The sequence below is a fragment of the Pseudonocardia sp. Ae331_Ps2 genome, assembly GCF_001932405.1.
Classification (GTDB): domain Bacteria; phylum Actinomycetota; class Actinomycetes; order Mycobacteriales; family Pseudonocardiaceae; genus Pseudonocardia.
This window is the reverse complement of record NZ_MCIM01000001.1, coordinates 4,344,800-4,362,643: the sequence shown is the minus strand read 5'-3', so window position 1 is coordinate 4,362,643 and position 17,844 is coordinate 4,344,800. Positions and strand designations below refer to the sequence as shown.

Sequence of the window (17,844 nt, the reverse complement as noted above, 5' to 3'; positions counted from 1 at the left end):
GTCACCTGCGGACACCGATCACGTCCAACGATAGGTTCTCCTGAGACCTATTCATCGGATTCATGGATCGGGGAGCGCCGTGGAGCTGCGCCAGCTCGAGATCTTCCTTGCGGTCGCCGACACCGGGAGCTTCACCGCCGCCGCCGAGTCCGTGCACCTCGTGCAGTCGGCGGTCTCGGTCGCGGTCCGGGCGCTCGAACGTGACCTGGGCGCGGTGCTGTTCGAGCGGACCACCCGCCGGGTCGCGCTCACCGACGCGGGCGCGGCCCTGGTCGCGCCCGCCCGCACCACGCTGGCCGCGGCCGCCTCCGCCCGCGACGCCGTCGAGGAGGTGACCGGGGGGATCCGCGGCACTGTCACCGTCGGGATCATGCACGCCCTGCCCGGTGTCGACCTGGCGGCGCTGCTCCAGCGCTTCCACCAGCAGTGGCCCCGGGTGACGATCCGCCCCGGCACCGCACCCGACGGGACCGCCGGGCTCGTGCGTGGTGTGCGTGAGCACCGCCTCGACCTCGCGCTCGCCGCGGTCGATCCCACGGCGTGCCCACCGGCGATCGAGGCGCACGAGCTGTTCCGGGAACCGATCCGGCTCGCCTGCCCGCCCGGGCACCGGCTCTCCGGTCGTGAGCGTGTGCCCCTCACCGAGCTCCGCGGCGAGTCGTTCATCGACGTCCCTCCCGGCTGGGGCAGCCGGGAGAGCGTCGACCGGGTCCTCGCCGCCCACGGTGTCGCACGCGAGGTGGTCATCGAGGTGGGAGACGTCGCCACCGTCGCCGAACTGGTCCGCGCGGGGCTCGGGCTGGCACTGATCGCGCCGTCCTCGGCGCCCGAGCCGGTCCGCCGTCGGCTCCTCGACCTCTCACCACATCCCGAGTTCGTCGTCTCCCTGATCACCGCACGCGACCGGCCCCCGTCCGTCGCCGCCGGCCGGCTGATCCGTCTGGTCCGGCACGCCGCCGGGGAGGCCGGCGGCACGCCTGCCACGCCGTGACCGGGGCGGGACGACCTCCCACGAGCTCACACCCCGTCGTCGCCGAGCGTCCGCACCACCACGGTCGCGATGTCCTCCGCCGAGCGCGACGCCGGGCCCGCGGGGAGCACCAGGTGGCTGACCGTGAGCCGGGCGGCGGTCTCCGCGGCGAGCCGCACGTCGTGCTCGCGGGCCCCGGGCCGGACCCGGCGCAGGTATCCGGCGGACCGCTCGGCCGCGGCCGCGATGATCGGGCCGGAGTCGGTGCCGAACGCGGACGGGACCGCCGCGTCGCCGCTGAGCAGGGCCTTGAGCAGCGGGTTCTCGGCCCCCTCGGTGAGCGCGGCGCCGACGGCGGCGACCCAGGCCGCGTGCAGGTCGGTCTCGCCGTCGAGGGCGGCCTCGATCCGGTCGAGGAACCGGTCGGTGGCCCGCAGCACCAGGGCGGCGGCGAGCCCGTCGCGGTCGCCGAACTCGCTGTAGAGGGTCTGCCGGCTGACCCCGACCCGGCGGGCGAGCTCGGGCATCGACGGGCGTTCCCCCGCGACCGCGAGGCGTTCGGCGACGTCGAGCACCTCGCCGCGCAGCTCGTCGCGGGCTCGCCGCGCCATCGTCCGCCGCTCGCTCATGGCCGACATCATCGCACGGCCCGTCCATCGTCTGGACAGTTTCGTCAGAAGTGTCTAACTTCGGCCGGGACACCGCCGTCGACGTCCGAGGAGCAAGCCCGTGAAGCTGGTGCAGCAGGCGCGTGAGCGCTGGTCGTCCGTCCTCACCCTGCCCGCGCCCGAGGCGGTCGACCGGTCGCTGCTGACCGGTGCGGTGCGAGGCCGGCGCCCCGCGGCGTTCGGCCCGGCACCCGAGGGGCTGCGCGAGGTGCCCGGCGACGACGGGCTGCCCGTCCTCGGCCACGCCCTGACCTACGTCCGGTTCGGGCACCGCTTCACCCGGGCCCGCTCCGAGGCGCTCGGCCCGGTCTGGTGGATGCGCACCCCCAACGGCCGGGCGATCGTCGTGACCGGCCCGGCCGCGACCCGGGAGGTGCTCACCAACCGGGACAAGGCGTTCTCCCAGGAGGGGTGGCGCGCGACGGTCGACGCGTTCTTCCACCGCGGCCTGATGCTGCTCGACTTCGACGAGCACCGCGCGCACCGGCGGATCATGCAGGAGGCGTTCACCGCGGACCGGATCTCCCGCTACGTCGCCGCGACCACCCCGGTCGTGCGCGAGGTGCTGCCGACCTGGCCGGAGCGGCTGCGGCTCTACCCGGCGCTCAAGCGGCTCACCCTGGACGTCGCGCAGGCGGTGTTCATGGACGCCCGCTCGGGAGCCGCCGAGAGCAGCGCAGGCGGAACGAGCATGCACACTGCGGAGGCGGTGAACCGGGCGTTCGTCGACTGCGTCCGGGCGGCGAACTCCTTCGTCCGCAAGGACCTGCCCGGGACCCGCTGGCGGCGCGGGCTGCGCGGACGGGTCGTGCTGGAGAACTGGTTCCGGGAGAACCTGGCGGCCAAGCGCGCGGGCGAGGGCACCGACCTGTTCTCGGCGCTGTGCCACGCCCGCACCGACGACGGCGAGGCGTTCTCCGACGACGACGTCGTCAACCACATGATCTTCCTGATGATGGCCGCCCACGACACCTCCACCACCACCACGACCTCGGCGGCGCACCACCTCGCCCGCAACCCGGTCTGGCAGGAACGCTGCCGCGCCGAGTCCGACGCGCTCGCCGAGCGGATCGGGGACCGCGTCCCGACCGTGGCCGAGCTGCGCGAGCTGACGTCGCTGGACCTGGTGATCCGGGAGGCGCTGCGGCTCGACGCACCGGTCCCGGTGGTCATGCGGACGGCGGTGAAGGACACCGCGGTGGCCGGGCACCACGTCCCGGCCGGGACGCGGGTCGTCGTCGCGCAGGCGGTGAACCACTACGACCGCTCCTGCTGGACCGACCCGGAGCACTTCGACCCCGAGCGGTTCGGGCCCGACCGGCGCGAGGACCGCTCCGACCGCGACGCGTGGATCCCGTTCGGCGGCGGGGTGCACAAGTGCATCGGACTGCACTTCGGGACCCTCGAGGTCACCGCCATCCTGCACGAGATGCTGCGCCGGTACCGGTGGACCGTCGAGCCGTCCTACCGGTTGCGCTGGGACAACACCTCGCTGCCGGTGCCGGTGGGCGGGATCCCGGTGCGGCTCACCCCGCGCTGACGGCCCACTCGTCGCGGGCGATCCGCACGGCCAGCTCCAGCAGCGCGACGGCCGCGGCGTGCAGCCGCTCCCCCACCGCGCGGTCCGCCTCGCCCGCGGCGACCCGTGCCCAGGTGCCCTCCAGCACGACGCCCAGCTTGAACGCGGCCAGCCCCGCGTACCAGGTGATGTCGGTGGTGTCGCGGCCGCCCGCGTCGGTGTAGGCGGCGACGAGCTCGGCCCGGGTGGGGAGACCGCCGTGCCCGGCGAGCGCGGTCCCCGCGCCGAACCCGACCGGGTCGACCGGCCAGGTGACCAGCAGCCAGCCGAGGTCGAGCAGCGGGTCGCCGACGGTGCACATCTCCCAGTCGACGAGTGCGGCCACCCGCGGCCGGGTGCGGTCCAGCAGCACGTTGTTCAGGTGCAGGTCCCCGTGTGCGACGCCCGGTTCCGGCTCGGGCGGGCGGTGGCGGGTCAGCCAGTCCGCGGCGACGGCCACGTCGGGCAGGTCGCCGGGGTCGTAGCCGGGCACCTCGGAGTAGGACGCGAGCTGCGCGGTCCAGCGCGGCACCTGCCGTTCCAGGAACGGACCGGGGCGGCGCAGCCCGTCCAGCCCGACCGCGGCCGGGTCGAGGCGGCCGAGCCTGGCCGCGGCCCGGGCCACGTCGAGCACCGCGACGTGCCGCAGCGCCGGGGTCGCGGCCTGCTCGGGCGAGACCCGCTCGCCGGGGTTGACGCCGTCCACGTCGGTCATCAGGTAGAACGGCCTGCCGAGCACGTCGGTGTCGGTGCAGGCGGCGACGAGCTCCGGGTGCGGCACGTCGGTGCCGCGCAGCGCGCCGAGCACGGTGATCTCGCGGGCGATGGTGCGGGCCGACCCCGGCCGCGGGTGCACCGGCGACGAGCGCAGGACCAGCGGTCTGCCGTCGACGACGGTGCGCAGCACCACGTTCTGGGTGCCGCCGCCGACCGGTTCCAGCTCGCCGGACCAGTCGCCGAACCCCTGTCCGCGCAGCCAGGCCGCGAGCGCGGTCCGGTCGACCACACCCGACGGGTCCGCGGGGCTCACGTCGACCACGCCATGCCGCCGTCGACCTTGATCGTCGCGCCGGTGGTGTACCCGGCGTCCGGGCCGGTCAGGTACAGGATCGCGCCGACGACCTCGGCCGCCTCCCCGACCCGTCCGGCGGGCACGGTGCCGGCGACGTGGGCACGGAACTCCTCGGTCCAGTGCTCGGCGATGTCGGTCCGGACCGGACCGGGCATCACCGTGTTGACCCGCACCGACGGCGCGTACGCGCGGGCCAGCCCGACGGTCAGCGCGTTGAGCCCGGCCTTGGCCAGCGCGTAGGGCAGCTCCCCGGGGCCGGGCATCACCGCCGCGACCGAGGAGACGTTCACGATCGCGCCGCCGCCCGCCGCGGCCATGAGCTCCCCGCAGCGGGCCCCGAGCCGGTAGGCGCCGCGCAGGTTCACCGCGAGGACCTTGTCGAACAGCTCCTCGGTGACCTCGGTGAGCGACCCGTAGAGCGGGGACATGCCGGCGTTGTTCACCAGCACGTCGACCCGGCCGTACTCGGCGAGCACCCGGTCCACCAGGTCGTCGCAGTCCGCCCAGCGGCCCACGTGGCAGCCGACGCCGAGCGCCGGGACGCCGTGCAGCGCGGTCAGCTCCGCGGCCAGTGCGGTGCACGCCTCGGCCCGTCGGCTGGCGACGACGACCGTGTCCCCGCGGGCCGCGTACGCCGCGCAGGCCGCCCGTCCGATCCCCCGGCTCCCGCCGGTGACGACGACGACCCGGCCGCCCTCCGTCGTGCCGCTCATGTCAGGACGCCCCGGAGCTCCCGGCGTTCCACTCCCGGTCCTTGCGGTCCTCGGACTCGGTGCGCTCCCTGGCGATCTCCAGCGCGCGGGCCGCGGTGGCCCGGTCCGGGTACGGGCCGAGCCGGTCGGCGGACCGGCAGCCGTCGGCGGTCTCCACGGTGCCGTGCTTGAGGCAGTAGAACCATTGCTCGTCGCTCATGGGACCACCCTGGCACCGATCCGCCCCGCCTGTCTCCCGCCGCGCCGCGCCGACGATGGCAGGCTGGGGCCCATGGCACTGGTGCTCGGGGTGGACTCGTCCACCCAGTCCTGCAAGGTCGTCGTCCGCGACGCCGACACCGGCGAGCTCGTCCGGTCCGGGCGCGCCGCGCACCCGGACGGCACGGAGATCGCGCCCCGGCTCTGGTGGGAGGCGCTGCAGGCCGCGATCGACGACGCGGGCGGCCTCGACGGCGTCGCCGCGGTGTCGGTCGCGGGCCAGCAGCACGGCATGGTCTGCCTCGACGAGCGCGGCGAGGTCGTGCGCGACGCGCTGCTGTGGAACGACACCCGCTCGGCGGCGGCCGCCGGCGAGCTCGTCGAGGAGTTCGGCGCGCAGCAGTGGGCGGAGACGACCGGCGTCGTCCCGGTCGCCTCGATCACCCTGGCCAAGCTGCGCTGGCTCGCCGGCCACGAGCCCGAGAACGCCGCCCGGACCGCGGCGGTGTGCCTGCCCCACGACTGGCTGACCTGGCGGCTCCGCGGTGGCGGCGTCCCCGGCGGCGCGGGGCTCGACGAGCTGGTCACCGACCGGTCCGACGCCTCGGGCACCGGCTGGTTCGACGGCGTCGACTACCGCCCCGAACTGCTCGAACGGTTCTTCGGGTCGACACCGACGCTGCCGCGGCTGCTCGGCCCGGCCGAGTCCGTCGACGGGCCGGGCGGGATCCGGGTCGCCGCCGGGGCGGGCGACAACGCGGCCGCCGGGCTGGGGGTCGACGCCGGTGGGGACGTCGTCGTCTCGCTGGGCACCTCCGGCACGGTGTTCGCCCGCTCGGAGCGCCGCGCCCAGGACCCGTCCGGGATCGTGGCCGGGTTCTCCGACGCCACCGGCGCCTACCTCCCGCTGGTGTGCACGCTCAACGCCTCCCGGGTGCTGGATGCGACCCGGCGGTTCCTCGGGGTGGACCACGACGAGCTGGGCCGCCTCGCGCTCGCCGCCGAGCCGGGCGCGGGCGGGCTGGTCGTGGTGCCCTACCTGGAGGGCGAGCGGACCCCGAACCTGCCCGACGCGACCGGCGCGCTGCACGGCTGGACGCTGGCGTCGGGGACCCGGGAGAACCTGGCCCGGGCCGCGATCGAGGGCATGCTGTCCGCGCAGCGGGTCGGGCTGGAGGCGCTGCGCGAGCAGGGCGTAACCGTGTCCGGGGTGACGCTGGTCGGCGGGGCGGCCCGCTCCGAGGCGGTCTGCCGGATCGCCGCGCAGGTGTTCGAGGTGCCGGTCCGGGTGCCCGAACCCGGCGAGTACGTGGCCGACGGCGCCGCCCGGCAGGCCGCGTGGGCACTGCGCGGCGGGGCGACCCCGCCGTCGTGGAGCGCCGGGGCCGAACCGGCGCGCTACGAGGCCGAGCCCGCTCCGGCGGCGTGGGAGCGCTACCGCGAGGCGGCGGGGGCGTTCCTGGACCGGGTCGCGGCATGACCACCGAGGGCCCGAAGCGGCTCCTGGTCCTCGGCAAGATCACCGACATCCTGGACGCGTTCACCCTGCAGCGCCCGGTGCTCGGGCTGGGCGAGATCCAGCAGGCGACCGGCATCCCGACCTCGACGGTGCAGCGCCTGGTGTCCAACATGGTCGCCGAGGGCCTGCTGGACCGGGTCGGGGACCGGGTCCGGATCGGGATCCGGATGGCCTACTGGGCCGGAGCCGCGGCCCGCGGGGTCGACCTGCTCGAGCTCGCCGGGCCACTGCTGCGCGAGCTGCGCGACACCACCGGGGAGACGGCGGCGCTGTTCCGGGCCGAGGGCGGGCACCGAGTGTGCGTCGCCGTCGCCGAGACGCGGCACGCGCTGCGCCGGGAGATGCACGTCGGGCGGATCGTGCCGCTGCACACCGGCTCGGCCGGGCGGGTGCTGCTGGCCTGGGCCCCCGAGCTGGCCGAGCAGGTGCTCGCCGGTCCCCTGGAGCCCCTCACCGACCACACCGTGACCAGCCCGCAGCGGCTGCGCGAGCTGCTCGCCGACACCCGTCGCGACGGGTTCGCGATCACCGTCGCCGAGCGCGACGACGGCGGCTCCGGGCTCTCCGCTCCCGTCTTCGACCACGCAGGCGAGGTCGCGGCGGCGCTCACGATCAGCGGACCGACCATCCGGTTCGGCCGCTCGGAGTGCGAGAAGTGCGTGGACCTGCTGGTCGGCGCCGCCGAGCGGCTCACCCGGACCCTCGGCGGGCGCCCGCCGGGCTGACCCGGTGCGCGCCGGGGGCTCAGCCGCGGGGCCCCGCCGTCCAGGGGAACGCCAGGGCGTTCGAGCGGACGCCGCGCGCGGTCGCCGAGCGCATCGGCTCCCCCAGCTCGGCGAGCAGGTCCTCCGACCACGTCACGAGCCCGGCCAGCACGGCGGGGGTCAGCCAGTCCGGGCGCAGCGCGAACAGCAGGTCCTCGCTGGCGGTGTTGCCACTGGCCCCGGGCGCGAACGGGCAGCCACCGAGGCCGCCCAGCGCGCCGTCGAGGACGGTCGCGCCGTTCTGCACGGCGGCGAGGGCGTTCGCGACGCCCTGGCCCCAGGTGTCGTGGCCGTGGAAGGCGACGCGGCGGCCGTCGGCGACCGCCGCGACGCGCCCGACCAGCGACCCGACCTCGGCCGGGTTCGCCTGCCCGAGCGTGTCGCAGACGACGACGTCGCAGGAGCCCGCGGTGCGCGGGTCGGCGACGATCCCGAGCACCCGGTCCGGGTCGACGGGCCCGTCGAACGGGCAGGTGAACGCGGTCGCCAGGCACAGCTGGATGCGTCCGCCCGCGGCGCGCGCGTACTCGACGGCCTGCGGCATCGCGTCGAGGGAGACGGCGGTGTCACGGCCGACGTTGGCGTTGTTGTGCGCGTCGGACACGGAGAAGCAGTACTGGACGTTGCGCGCGCCGGCCGCCACCGCCTTCTGCACGTGCCGCGGCGTCGCCACCCACACCCAGCAGCGCTCCAGCTCCTCCGGCGTGAGCGCGGCGACGACGTCGAGGGTGTCGGCCAGCGGCGGCACCAGGTCACCGCGGGCCAGCGACCCGATCTCCAGCTCCGGCACGCCCGCCCCGAGCAGCGCGCGGACCAGCTCGACCTTGCGGTCGGTGGGCAGCGGTTTGCCGGTGAGCTGTAGCCCGTCGCGCAGCGTGACGTCCCGCAGGACGATCCCGTCGGTGCTCATGCGTCCTCCCCCGATGCGGCCCGGATCGTGTCCGGGGTGTACCCGAGCAGACCCCCGAGCACGTCGTGCGTGTCGGCGCCCAGGTCGGGCCCGACCGAGCGGACCGGCACCGAGCGGTCGCCCAGCACCGGCACGATGCCGGGGAACCCGACGCGGGCGGGCGCGTCGCCGCCGGTGTCGACGTCGAAGTACTGGACCATGTCGCGGGCGCGGAACTGCTCGTCGGCGACGATGTCGGCGGCGGAGTGGATCGGCCCGGCCGGGACCCCGGCCTCCTCCAGCTTCGCGAGGACCTCGTCGCGGGGCAGCGAGCGGGTCCAGGCCTCGATGGCGCCGTCGAGCTCGTCGCGGCGCGTCCAGCGGCCGGCGTTGGTGGCCAGCTCCGGGTCCGTCCCGAGGTCGGCGCGGCCGATGACGGTCATGAGCCGGCCGAAGATGGAGTCGCCGTTGCCGGCGACGACGACGCTTCCACCGCAGGCGCAGACGTAGGCGTTGGACGGCGCGATGCCCTCCATCCGCCCGCCGACCCGACGCCGCTCGACGCCGTAGGCGAGGTGGTCGGGGACGAGCGACTCCATCATCGAGAACACGGCCTCGTTGAGCGCGACGTCCATGCAGCGCCGGTCCAGCGCGGGCCGGTCGGCGCGGCTCTCGCGCTGGTAGAGGCCCATCATCGCGGAGAACGCACCGTAGAGCCCGGCGATCGAGTCCCCGATCGACACCCCCGTCCGCGACGGCGGCCGGTCGGCCTCCCCGACCAGCGCGCGCAGCCCGCCCATCGCCTCGGCGACCGCGGCGAACCCCGGCCGCGACGACAGCGGCCCGGTCTGCCCGAACGCGGAGATCCGCACGAGCACGACGTCGGGGTTGACGGCGTCGAGCTCGGCCGGGCCCAGTCCCCAGCGCTCCAGCGTGCCGGGCCGGAAGTTCTCCAGCACCACGTCGGAGCGGGCGGCCAGGTCCAGTACCGCCTGCTTCCCCGCGGCCGAGCGCATGTCGAGGGTGACCGAGCGCTTGTTGCGGTTCAGCGTCCGGTACAGCATCGAGGTGTCCCCGGCGTAGAGCCGCCAGTTGCGGACCTCGTCGCCCGTCCCGGGGCGCTCGACCTTGATCACCTCGGCGCCGAAGTCGGCGAGCAGGCGTCCGGCGGTGGGGGCGGCGATGTAGTTGCCGAGCTCGAGCACCCGGACCCCGGACAGCGGAAGTTGCGACACGACTCTCCCTAGACGACGAGCGACAGCGGCAGGATCACGATGATCGCCACGACCGAGGCGATCGAGACCCCGACCGAGCAGGTCTTGAGCGTCCCCCGCACGGACTGCCCGAGCAGCGACTGCAGCAGCCAGAACGTGTTCGACGTGACGTGCACGGCGAACAACGCGCCGGCTCCGGCCGCGAGCGCGATCAACACGGGGGCCAGGCCGATCACCGGGGCGACCGGGGCGAGCACGCCGGCCGCGGTGATCGCCGAGATCGTCACCGACCCGATCGCGACGTGCAGCACGGCGGCGATCAGCCACACCATCAGCAGCGGGGCGGCGGTGCTCGCGGAGAAGAAGCGGCCGAGGATCTCGCCCAGCCCGGCGTCGCCGATCGTGGTGGCGAGCGAGCCGCCGACCCCGGTGAGGATGAGGATCTGCCCGCTCTCGCGGAACCCGTCGGTCACGGCGGACTCCACCATCTCGCGCCCGTGGGCGACCCCGACGACGGCGGTGGTCCCGATCAGCGCCAGCAGCAGCGCGATCACCGGCTCACCCAGGAACGCGAGCACCGGGTGGGTCACCCCGGCGGCGTCGAGGACGGCGCCCGCGGCGATGAGCAGCAGGCCCACCAGCAGCGGCCCGAACAGCAGGGCCAGCGGGAGCTCGCGACGCGCGGTGCCGGACACCGCGGTGCCGGCGGCCGCCCCGCCCGCCCGACCGGCGCCGCCGGCACCACCACCCGGAGCCCCCTGCCCGGCCCCGGGGCCCGGAACAGCTCCCCCCGACGGCGGGAGGTCCCCGCCGGGACCGTCACCGGGTGGGGCGGCGTCGGCCGGAGAGGGGACGGCCGCGGCGGCGTCGGTCGCGGCGGCGTGCGGGGCGCCGGCCCCCGGTCCGCCGGGTACGCCCGCTGCGACCGGCTCCTGCTCGTCGCGCGCCGGGTCCCACCAGCCGCGACGCAGCAGCACGGACATGATCGCGGTGGCGATGAGCACCGTCGGCACGACGACGACCAGGCCCAGGATCAGCATCTGGCCCAGCGGCACCCCGAGCACACCGGCGAGCGCGACCGCGCCGACCCCGGGGACCATGAACACGATCCCGCACTCCAGGCCGATCGCGAGCGCGGTCGCCATCCGCGGCAGTCCCCGGTCCCCGATGCGCGGGGCGATCCGGCGGGCCAGCGGCGCGGAGATGACCAGCAGCACGTCGACGAAGATCGACTGGAGTGCGGTGGAGACGGTGACGGCCGTGGCGTAGGGCATCCCGCGCGGACCGCAGGCCGCCAGCAGCGCCGAGACCAGCCGTTCGATGGCGCCCGCGTGGTGCAGCATCGCCCCGGTCAGGACGCCGAAGGCGATGAGCAGCCCGACGTCGGCCAGGATGTCGCCGAACCCGCCGGTGACCGCGTCGACCGTCCCCCTCACCCCCAGGCCGGCGGTCAGCCCCAGGTAGACGGCGCCGATCACGAGCGAGATCACCGGGTTGAGCCGGAACCTCACGATCAGCACGACGACGGCGAGCACGGCGACAGCCGTGTTCACCACGATGACGGTGTCCGACACGATGGTCCCCCTGGGCGTCGACGACGATGTCGTACCCACATCATGAACACAGACCCACCATGCGAGCAAGCCTGGCGGTCAGGTCACGGCCAGCGCCCCGCCGAACCCGATCAACGCGGCGCCGGCGACGACGTCACCGGCGCGGCGCACGCGGCGCCGGGTGAAGAAGCCCCGCGCCCGGTGCACGGCGAGGACCAGGCCGACCCCGTAGACGCCGCCGAGCACCGCCACCGACAGCGCCAGCAGCAGCGCGTCGGCGATGGTCGTCACGCCGGGGACGAGGAACTGCGGCAGCACCGACAGGTACATGACCAGCACCTTCGGGTTGGTGATGTTCGAGCCGAAGCCGACCAGGAACGATCGCCGCACCGGCACCCGCGGACCGCCGTCGTCGACGGCGGGGTAGTCCCCGCGGCGGGCGGCCCGCAGCGCCTGCACACCGAGCACACAGAGGTAGACCACGCCGGCCCAGCGGATCACGGTGAACGCGGTGTGCGAGCCAGCGACGAGCACGCCGAGCCCGAACGCCGCGGCGCAGCCCTGCAGGGCGTTGCCGGTGAACACCCCGGCCAGCGTCGCCAGCCCGCCCGCGCGCCCGCCGACCAGCGAGGCGCGCAGCATCACGAAGGTGTCCGGGCCGGGCATCAGCACCAGCCCGACGACGATCAACAGATAGGCACCGTAGGACGTCCAGCTCACGAGAGGCCATCGTAGGCTGCTGCCCCGTGAGATCCCGCCGGCGCCGCACCTCCCGGGAGGCGTCCCCGCTCCCGACGGTCGACGGCCTCGCGCCGGCCCGCGTCCGGACCCCGGCGACCCAGGGGTGGGCGACGATGCGCGACCACCTCGTCGACCGGTTCCCGCACGTCGCGGACCGGATCGACGCGCGCCTGGCCGCCGGGGAGATCGTGACCGCGGCCGGTCCGGTCACCCCGGCCACGCCGTACACGCCCTCGACGACGCTGTGGCTCTACCGCGACGAGCCCGACGAGGTGCCGGTGCCGTTCGGCCTGCCGGTGCTGCACGCCGACGACGACGTGGTCGTCGTCGACAAGCCGCACCTGCTCGCGACGATCCCGCGCGGCAGCCACGTCCGCCAGACCGTGCTGGTGCGGCTGCGTCACGAGCTCGGGCTGCCCGCGCTCAGCCCGGCGCACCGGCTCGACCGCGCCACCGCGGGGGTGCTGCTGCTGGTGGTGCGGCCCGAGCTGCGCGGTGCCTACCAGACGTTGTTCGCCCGCGGCCGCGTCACCAAGACCTACGAGGCCCTCGCCCGGTTCGACCCGGACCTGGAGCTGCCGCGCACCGAGGTGTCGCGGATCGTGAAACGCCCCGGGGTGTTCGCCGCCGTCACCGAGGACGGCGAGCCGAACGCCGAGACCCGCATCGAGCTCGACGGGCGGCGCGAGGACCTGGCCCGCTACCGGCTGACCCCGCGCACCGGGCGGACCCACCAGCTGCGGGTGCACCTGAACGGGCTGGGCGTGCCGATCCTCGGCGACGACGTCTATCCCGAGCTGCGCCGGCGGGCGCCCGAGGACTTCACCCGCCCGCTCCAGCTGCTCTCCCGCGCGCTGGAGTTCGACGACCCGCTGACCGGGGTGCGGCGGCGCTTCGTGAGCGGCCGCACGTTGCAGGCGTGGGACGACCCGGACGGCTGGGCCGCCGGGACGCCGCACGAGTGGTGATCAGCCGACGCTGCGGTCGCCGTCGTCGTCGAGGTGGTGGCCGTTGTGGTGGCCGCCGGGGACCGGCACCCCGTTGGCGGCGCCGTTGGCAGCGCCGTTGACCGCACCGTTGGCAGCCCCGTCGGCCGGTCCGTGCGGACCGTGGTCCTCCGCTGCACGGTGGCGGCCCTCGCGCAGCCCCCGCTGGTAGCTGGACAGCCGGTTGCGCACGCGGTCGGGCTGGCGCTCGCGGGACCCGGCCGGCGCGACGCCGTTCGGGGTGTCCCGCCACGACGGCGGCACCATCGCCTGCCCGGGCAGCCGCTGCGGCAGACCCTGCGCCGTGGTCGGCAGGTCGACGACCCGGTCGGCCCGGATGCGGGCGGCGTCGAACTCGGCGTCACCCGCGGTGCGCCAGTTGTTCCCGGTGACCGGGAGCGCCGTCGTCTCGGTCGATCCCGGCTCACGGAACCAGGCCGAGGCGACCGCCGCGAAGATCGGCGTGTCGTCCGCGTCGTCCACGGGCACCGGAACCTCCGAGTCGAACGGTCCGAACAGCTCCACCGGCGGGGTCGTCCCCGGGGCGCCGGTGACGGGCAGTGCCTCGGTGGCCGGGGCCTCCTGCGGCGCGGGCGGCGGGCCCCCGTTGCGCGACGGCCCCGCGCCCGGCGACGGCGGCCCGTACGGCGGACGGGACCCTGGTCCGGGCCCACCGGGACCGGAGCCGGCCGGACCGGGCCCGGTCGAGCCGAATCCGTTCGGGCCGACGCCGTTCGAGCCGGAGCCGTTCGGGCCGACGCCGTTCGGACCGGAGCCGTACGGGCCGTTGCCGTTCGGGCTGTTGCCGTTCGGGCTGTTGCCGTTCGGGCCGGAGCCGGCGAAGGGGGCCGCGGCCGCGATGCCGCCGGCCGGACGGGGCGCACGGCGGGGCAGCCCGGCGGATGCCGCCGGCTCGTCCCGCTCGGGCGCGACCGGCGGCCAGCTCCGCTCGGGCTCCGCCGCCGGGGCGTCCCGCGGGGGCCAGGGCACGTCCGCCGCCGCAGCGGGGTCGGGGGTGCCGGCCGCGTCGGGGGCACCGTCCGGCGCCGGGCGGCGCAGCGATGCCGTCGTCCCGGTGCCGACCTGCTCGTCCGGCTGCGGCTCCGCGGTGGGGCCGGCGGGCGCGGCCGGCTCGGAGCGGCCACCGCCGACGACCGACGACGGCAGGTGCAGCACGGCGATCGGGGCGACCGCGGAGTTCCCGGCGGGGCCACGGACGCCGAGCCGGGCGCCGATGGCGCGGGCCAGCCGCGCGGCCACGTGCAGACCGATCTCCTGCGGGGCGACCGGACCGCCGGGCGTCGCCGAGCCCAGCGCCCGGTCCAGCTCCTCGACCGGGGTGCGGTGCCGCGGCGGCTGGGTCCCCTGGAGCTCGACGACGATCCCACCCTCGGGACCCCAGCGGGTGAGCAGCTCGATTCGCTCCCCCGCCGGCGTGACGCTCGCGGCGTGGGCCAGCAGCTCCGCCAGGATCTGGCCCAGCACGGGCTCGGCGACCGCGTCGACCGAGACGCTCGGCGTTGGCGGGACGATCGTGCGCGAGGCCGCCTCGCTCGCCGAGACGACGGTGTTGAGCGCCTGGCCGAGCGGGGTCGGCGGGGCGGCGAGCCGGGGACCGCGGGGGGCACCGGCGAGGACGAGGATGTGGTCGCCGTCGCGGGCGCCGCGGCGGGCGGCCGCGGCCAGCTCGGCGAGGTCGGCCAGCGCACCCGGGCGCAGCTCGCCGGCACGCAGCCGCTCGGTCAGCAGCTGCTGACGCTCCGAACGGGCCCGCAGCCGGTGCGCGATCGCGGCCAGCACGGCGTCCCCGGCCGAGGCCCCCGCCGGGCCGGACGGGTGGGGCGGCGGGTCGTCTCGCGCCACGCGATCGTCCTCCGAACCGTTCGGACGGCGCCCGGGTCGGACGCCACGTCAGTACCCGCTCGGGTAGCGGGCGGGACGGTTGCGAAGCCTACTCGTCGGTCCGCCCAGCGCTTGTTCTGATGCGGTGGGCGGTGGATCGTGGACGGGCGGGCGGCGCAACTCCGCCGACGGGTCGCCGGGAGTGCCCGGACGGGCACGACGGGCGGCCGGGCGGCCGCGCCGGAGGGGTCTCACTCGAACCGCGACGGGTCCCCCGCACCGTGCCGCACGATCTCCGGCTCGTCGCCGGACAGGTCGACGACGGTGGTCGGCTCGGTGCCGCAGTCCCCGGAGTCGATGACCGCGTCGACCTGGTTCTCCAGCTCCTCCTTGATCTCCCAGCCCTGCGTCATCGGCTCGTCGTGGCCCGGCAGCAGCAGCGTCGAGGACAGCAGCGGCTCCCCCAGCTCGGCCAGCAGCGCCTGGGTGGTGGCGTGGTCGGGGATGCGCACGCCGACGGTCTTCTTCTTCGGGTGCAGCAGCTGCTTGGGCACCTCCTTGGTGGCCGGGAGGATGAAGGTGTAGCTGCCCGGGGTGGACGCCTTCACCGCGCGGAACACGGCGTTGGAGATCTGGACGAACTGCCCGAGCTGCGCGAACTCCGCGCACACGAGGGTGAAGTGGTGTCGGTCGTCGAGCTTGCGGATCTGCCGGATCCGGTCCAGGCCGTCGCGGTTGCCCAGCGAGCAGCCCAGCGCGAAGCACGAGTCGGTCGGATAGGCGATCAGGCCGCCGGAGCGCACGAGGTCCACGACCTGTCCGATGCTGCGCGGCTGCGGGTTCTGCGGGTGCACGTCGAAGTACCGGGCCATCGCGCGAACGTACCGGCTCGGCGGCCCACCCGGGGACCTCGACGACCGGCCGGTCGCGGTGCGGCCGGGAAACCGTTGCCCGCGACGCGCGGAGGGGACCAGGATGCGATCCATGCACGTCGTGGAATACCGGCCGGAACGGCACGAGTTCGCCTGGACCTTCGGGGGCGTGCCGCCGGTGCGCCGGGTCGCGCCCGGGACCTGCCTGCGGCTGTGGACCGAGGACGCGTTCTCCGGGCGGCTCACGTCCATCTCGGACCGTCCGAGCGCGGTGCTCGACATGAGCGAGGTGAACCCGCAGACCGGGCCGTTCCACGTGGAGGGCGCCGAGCCCGGCGACACCCTGGCCGTCCACCTCGTGGAGCTGACCCCGGCCCGGGACTGGGGCGCCTCCACGCTGATCCCGCTGTTCGGGGCGCTGTCGACGACCGAGCGCACCGCGCTGCTGCACGAGCCGCTGCCCGAGCGGACCTGGATCTACCAGCTCGACCGGGCCGCGGGGACGGTGCTGTTCGAGGCGACGAGCGCGGACCTGCGTCTGGAGCTGCCGTGCAACCCGATGCTCGGCACCGTCGGCGTCGCGCCGCCCGGGCGGGAGGTGCGCAGCTCGCTGGTCCCCGACGTGTTCGGCGGGAACATGGACACCCCGGAGATGCGCGCCGGGGCCACCTGCTACCTGCAGGTCAACGTGCCCGGCGCGCTCTTCTCGGTCGGCGACGGCCACTACCGTCAGGGCGAGGGCGAGAGCTGCGGCACGGCGGTCGAGGGCGCGATGGACGTCGTGCTGATCGTCGAGCTGATCAAGAACTCCCCGGCCCCGGCCTGGCCGCGGATCGAGACCGACACCCACTACGTCGTCGTCGGGTCCGCCCGCCCGCTGGAGGACGCCTGGCGGGCCAGCCAGGTCGGGATGATCGCCTGGCTGGGCGAGCTCTACGGGCTGGACCGGCTGGACGCCTACCAGCTGCTCACCCAGGCCGCCGAGTCGCCGCTGGCCAACGTCGTCGACACCAACTACAGCGCCGTCACCAAGATCGCGAAGGCCCTGCTGCCCACGGCCGCGGCCTACGGCGGCGTCCACCGTCACCTGCGCGAGCAGGCCCGCTCCCTGTAGAGGAAGGCCCCTGTCATGGACATGCTGTTGAACGGCCGCGTCGTGCTCGTGACCGGAGGGTCGCGCGGGATCGGGCGCGCGGTCGTCGCCGGGCTGGCGGCGGAGGGCGCTCGGGTCGCGTTCTGCGCCCGCGACGCCGACGGGGTCGCCGCCGCCGAGCAGGAGCTGCGCGCCGCCGGCGCCGGTGAGGTGGCCGGGACCGCGGTGGACGTCGCCGACGGCGATGCGCTGGCCGGCTGGGTCGCCGCCGCCGCCGATCGTTTCGGTGCCGTCGACGCGGTCGTCGCGAACGTCTCGGCGCTCGCGATCGGCCCTGGCGAGCAGAACTGGCGCTCGAGCTTCGAGATCGACCTGCTGCACACGGTGCGTCTGGTGGACGCCGCGATGCCGCACCTGGAGCGCAGCGACGCCGCTTCGGTCACCGCGGTGTCGAGCGTCTCCGGTCGCGAGATCGACTTCGCCGACGGCTCCTACGGCGTCATGAAGGCCGCGCTGGTGCACTACGTCTCCGGCCTGGCCTTCGACCTCGCCCCGAAGGGCATCCGCGCCAACGCCGTCTCCCCCGGCAACGTCTACTTCCCCGGCGGGGTGTGGGCGAACGTCGAGCAGAACGACCCCGCGCTGTACGCGCACGCGATGGGGCTCAACCCGACGGGCCGGATGGGCACCCCGGAGGAGACCGCCTACGCGGTCGTCTCGCTGGTCAGCCCGCGGGCGAGCCGGATCAGCGGCACCAACCTGGTGGTCGACGGGGCGCTGACCCGCGGGGTGCAGCTCTGAGGCCTCACCCCAGCGCCTCGCGCACCACCCGCTCGACCGGGGCCGTCCCGGCCACCAGGTCGAACGCCGGCTCGCGCGCGGGTTCCAGCGGCGGCTGGGCGATCACCCGTGGCCGCCGGGCGGCCGAGGACATCGCCTGGGCGCGGTGCACGACGAACGGGTGCACCAGGTGGACGTCGCCGGCGCGGCCGGTCGCGGCGACCTCCCGACATCCCGCGGTCGCGCGGACCGCCTCGCCGCAGAACGGCAGCCAGTCCGCGCCGGCGGATCCGTGCGGTGCGAGCAGCCGGGCGACCTCGTGGTGCGAGCCGGACCGCAGCAGCGTCGGGGCGTCGTCCGGTCCGACGTCGGTGTAGAGGAACAACATCAGCAGGGACCGGCCCCGCCCGGG

The 17,844-nt window shown here is 75.5% G+C and carries 18 protein-coding genes; 7 read left to right on the top strand and 11 right to left on the bottom strand.

The annotated features are described in order from the left end of the window. Positions 1–79: 79 nt before the first annotated feature. Entirely contained in the window at positions 80–991 is a 912-nt protein-coding gene (locus tag Ae331Ps2_RS20970) for a LysR family transcriptional regulator (protein ID WP_075306907.1), read from the top strand. Between the two features lie 26 nt (positions 992–1,017). Here Ae331Ps2_RS20970 and Ae331Ps2_RS20965 read toward each other — a convergent pair whose 3' ends face one another. Continuing rightward, positions 1,018–1,599, bottom strand: a complete 582-nt coding sequence (locus Ae331Ps2_RS20965; protein WP_158071502.1) for a TetR family transcriptional regulator — start codon at positions 1,597–1,599, stop codon at positions 1,018–1,020. Positions 1,600–1,699: 100 nt separating this feature from the next. On the opposite strand from Ae331Ps2_RS20965, the gene Ae331Ps2_RS20960 reads away from it, so the two are divergent. Next, the gene (locus Ae331Ps2_RS20960) at positions 1,700–3,178 is read left to right on the top strand and encodes a cytochrome P450 (RefSeq protein ID WP_075306909.1); all 1,479 of its coding nucleotides are present in this window, start codon (positions 1,700–1,702) and stop codon (positions 3,176–3,178) included. Here Ae331Ps2_RS20960 and Ae331Ps2_RS20955 read toward each other — a convergent pair. Genes Ae331Ps2_RS20955 through Ae331Ps2_RS20945 form a run of 3 tightly spaced genes read right to left on the bottom strand, consistent with a single transcriptional unit; the run spans position 3,165 to position 5,180 of the window. Next, positions 3,165–4,226 carry a phosphotransferase family protein gene (locus Ae331Ps2_RS20955; protein WP_249265575.1) on the bottom strand — a complete coding sequence of 354 codons (1,062 nt, stop codon included), beginning with the start codon at positions 4,224–4,226 and terminating at the stop codon, positions 3,165–3,167. The genes Ae331Ps2_RS20960 and Ae331Ps2_RS20955 overlap by 14 nt on opposite strands. After that, the gene (locus Ae331Ps2_RS20950) at positions 4,223–4,981 is read right to left on the bottom strand and encodes an SDR family NAD(P)-dependent oxidoreductase (protein WP_075306913.1); all 759 of its coding nucleotides are present in this window, start codon (positions 4,979–4,981) and stop codon (positions 4,223–4,225) included. Before Ae331Ps2_RS20950 ends, Ae331Ps2_RS20955 begins: the two co-directional genes overlap by 4 nt. 1 nt (position 4,982) lies before the next feature. Further along, positions 4,983–5,180: a hypothetical protein gene (locus Ae331Ps2_RS20945; RefSeq protein WP_020627900.1), complete on the bottom strand. Its 198-nt coding sequence runs from the start codon at positions 5,178–5,180 to the stop codon at positions 4,983–4,985. A 72-nt stretch (positions 5,181–5,252) separates the two neighbouring features. Here Ae331Ps2_RS20945 and xylB point away from each other — a divergent pair, with 72 nt between their 5' ends. Beyond that, entirely contained in the window at positions 5,253–6,659 is a 1,407-nt protein-coding gene (gene xylB, locus Ae331Ps2_RS20940; RefSeq protein WP_020627901.1) for a xylulokinase, read from the top strand. Beyond that, positions 6,656–7,423 (top strand): IclR family transcriptional regulator, encoded by a 768-nt coding sequence (locus Ae331Ps2_RS20935; RefSeq protein WP_020627902.1) that lies wholly within the window; start codon positions 6,656–6,658, stop codon positions 7,421–7,423. Before xylB ends, Ae331Ps2_RS20935 begins: the two co-directional genes overlap by 4 nt. Positions 7,424–7,442: 19 nt before the next feature. On the opposite strand, the gene Ae331Ps2_RS20930 is transcribed toward Ae331Ps2_RS20935, so the two are convergent. From Ae331Ps2_RS20930 to Ae331Ps2_RS20915, 4 genes are all read right to left on the bottom strand, one after another. Continuing rightward, entirely contained in the window at positions 7,443–8,372 is a 930-nt protein-coding gene (locus Ae331Ps2_RS20930) for a hydroxymethylglutaryl-CoA lyase (RefSeq protein WP_170917051.1), read from the bottom strand. Next, positions 8,369–9,586 carry a CaiB/BaiF CoA-transferase family protein gene (locus Ae331Ps2_RS20925; protein ID WP_075306915.1) on the bottom strand — a complete coding sequence of 406 codons (1,218 nt, stop codon included), beginning with the start codon at positions 9,584–9,586 and terminating at the stop codon, positions 8,369–8,371. Before Ae331Ps2_RS20925 ends, Ae331Ps2_RS20930 begins: the two co-directional genes overlap by 4 nt. 8 nt (positions 9,587–9,594) lie before the next feature. Beyond that, positions 9,595–11,118 (bottom strand): GntP family permease, encoded by a 1,524-nt coding sequence (locus Ae331Ps2_RS20920; protein WP_233147575.1) that lies wholly within the window; start codon positions 11,116–11,118, stop codon positions 9,595–9,597. A gap of 99 nt (positions 11,119–11,217) precedes the next feature. Continuing rightward, a complete protein-coding gene (locus Ae331Ps2_RS20915; protein WP_075306919.1) occupies positions 11,218–11,838 on the bottom strand; it encodes a LysE family translocator in 621 nt (206 codons plus the stop codon). Between the two features lie 26 nt (positions 11,839–11,864). On the opposite strand from Ae331Ps2_RS20915, the gene Ae331Ps2_RS20910 reads away from it, so the two are divergent. Continuing rightward, positions 11,865–12,827, top strand: coding sequence for a pseudouridine synthase (locus tag Ae331Ps2_RS20910; protein WP_075306921.1), 963 nt, complete (start codon positions 11,865–11,867; stop codon positions 12,825–12,827). Here the strand turns inward: Ae331Ps2_RS20910 and Ae331Ps2_RS20905 are convergent, their stop codons facing one another. Both Ae331Ps2_RS20905 and Ae331Ps2_RS20900 read right to left on the bottom strand, forming a co-directional pair. Next, on the bottom strand, positions 12,828–14,708 hold the full coding sequence (locus tag Ae331Ps2_RS20905; protein ID WP_075306923.1) for a hypothetical protein: 1,881 nt from the start codon (positions 14,706–14,708) through the stop codon (positions 12,828–12,830). Positions 14,709–14,938: 230 nt separating this feature from the next. Beyond that, positions 14,939–15,559 (bottom strand): L-threonylcarbamoyladenylate synthase, encoded by a 621-nt coding sequence (locus tag Ae331Ps2_RS20900; RefSeq protein ID WP_020623429.1) that lies wholly within the window; start codon positions 15,557–15,559, stop codon positions 14,939–14,941. A 112-nt stretch (positions 15,560–15,671) separates the two neighbouring features. On the opposite strand from Ae331Ps2_RS20900, the gene Ae331Ps2_RS20895 reads away from it, so the two are divergent. Together Ae331Ps2_RS20895 and Ae331Ps2_RS20890 are read left to right on the top strand one after the other, a co-directional pair. Continuing rightward, positions 15,672–16,673, top strand: coding sequence for an acetamidase/formamidase family protein (locus tag Ae331Ps2_RS20895; RefSeq protein WP_075306925.1), 1,002 nt, complete (start codon positions 15,672–15,674; stop codon positions 16,671–16,673). A 15-nt stretch (positions 16,674–16,688) separates the two neighbouring features. Then, on the top strand, positions 16,689–17,453 hold the full coding sequence (locus Ae331Ps2_RS20890; protein WP_075306927.1) for an SDR family NAD(P)-dependent oxidoreductase: 765 nt from the start codon (positions 16,689–16,691) through the stop codon (positions 17,451–17,453). 4 nt (positions 17,454–17,457) lie between these two features. Here the strand turns inward: Ae331Ps2_RS20890 and Ae331Ps2_RS20885 are convergent, their stop codons facing one another. Then, positions 17,458–17,820, bottom strand: a complete 363-nt coding sequence (locus Ae331Ps2_RS20885; RefSeq protein ID WP_175581804.1) for a hypothetical protein — start codon at positions 17,818–17,820, stop codon at positions 17,458–17,460. Positions 17,821–17,844 lie beyond the last annotated feature (24 nt).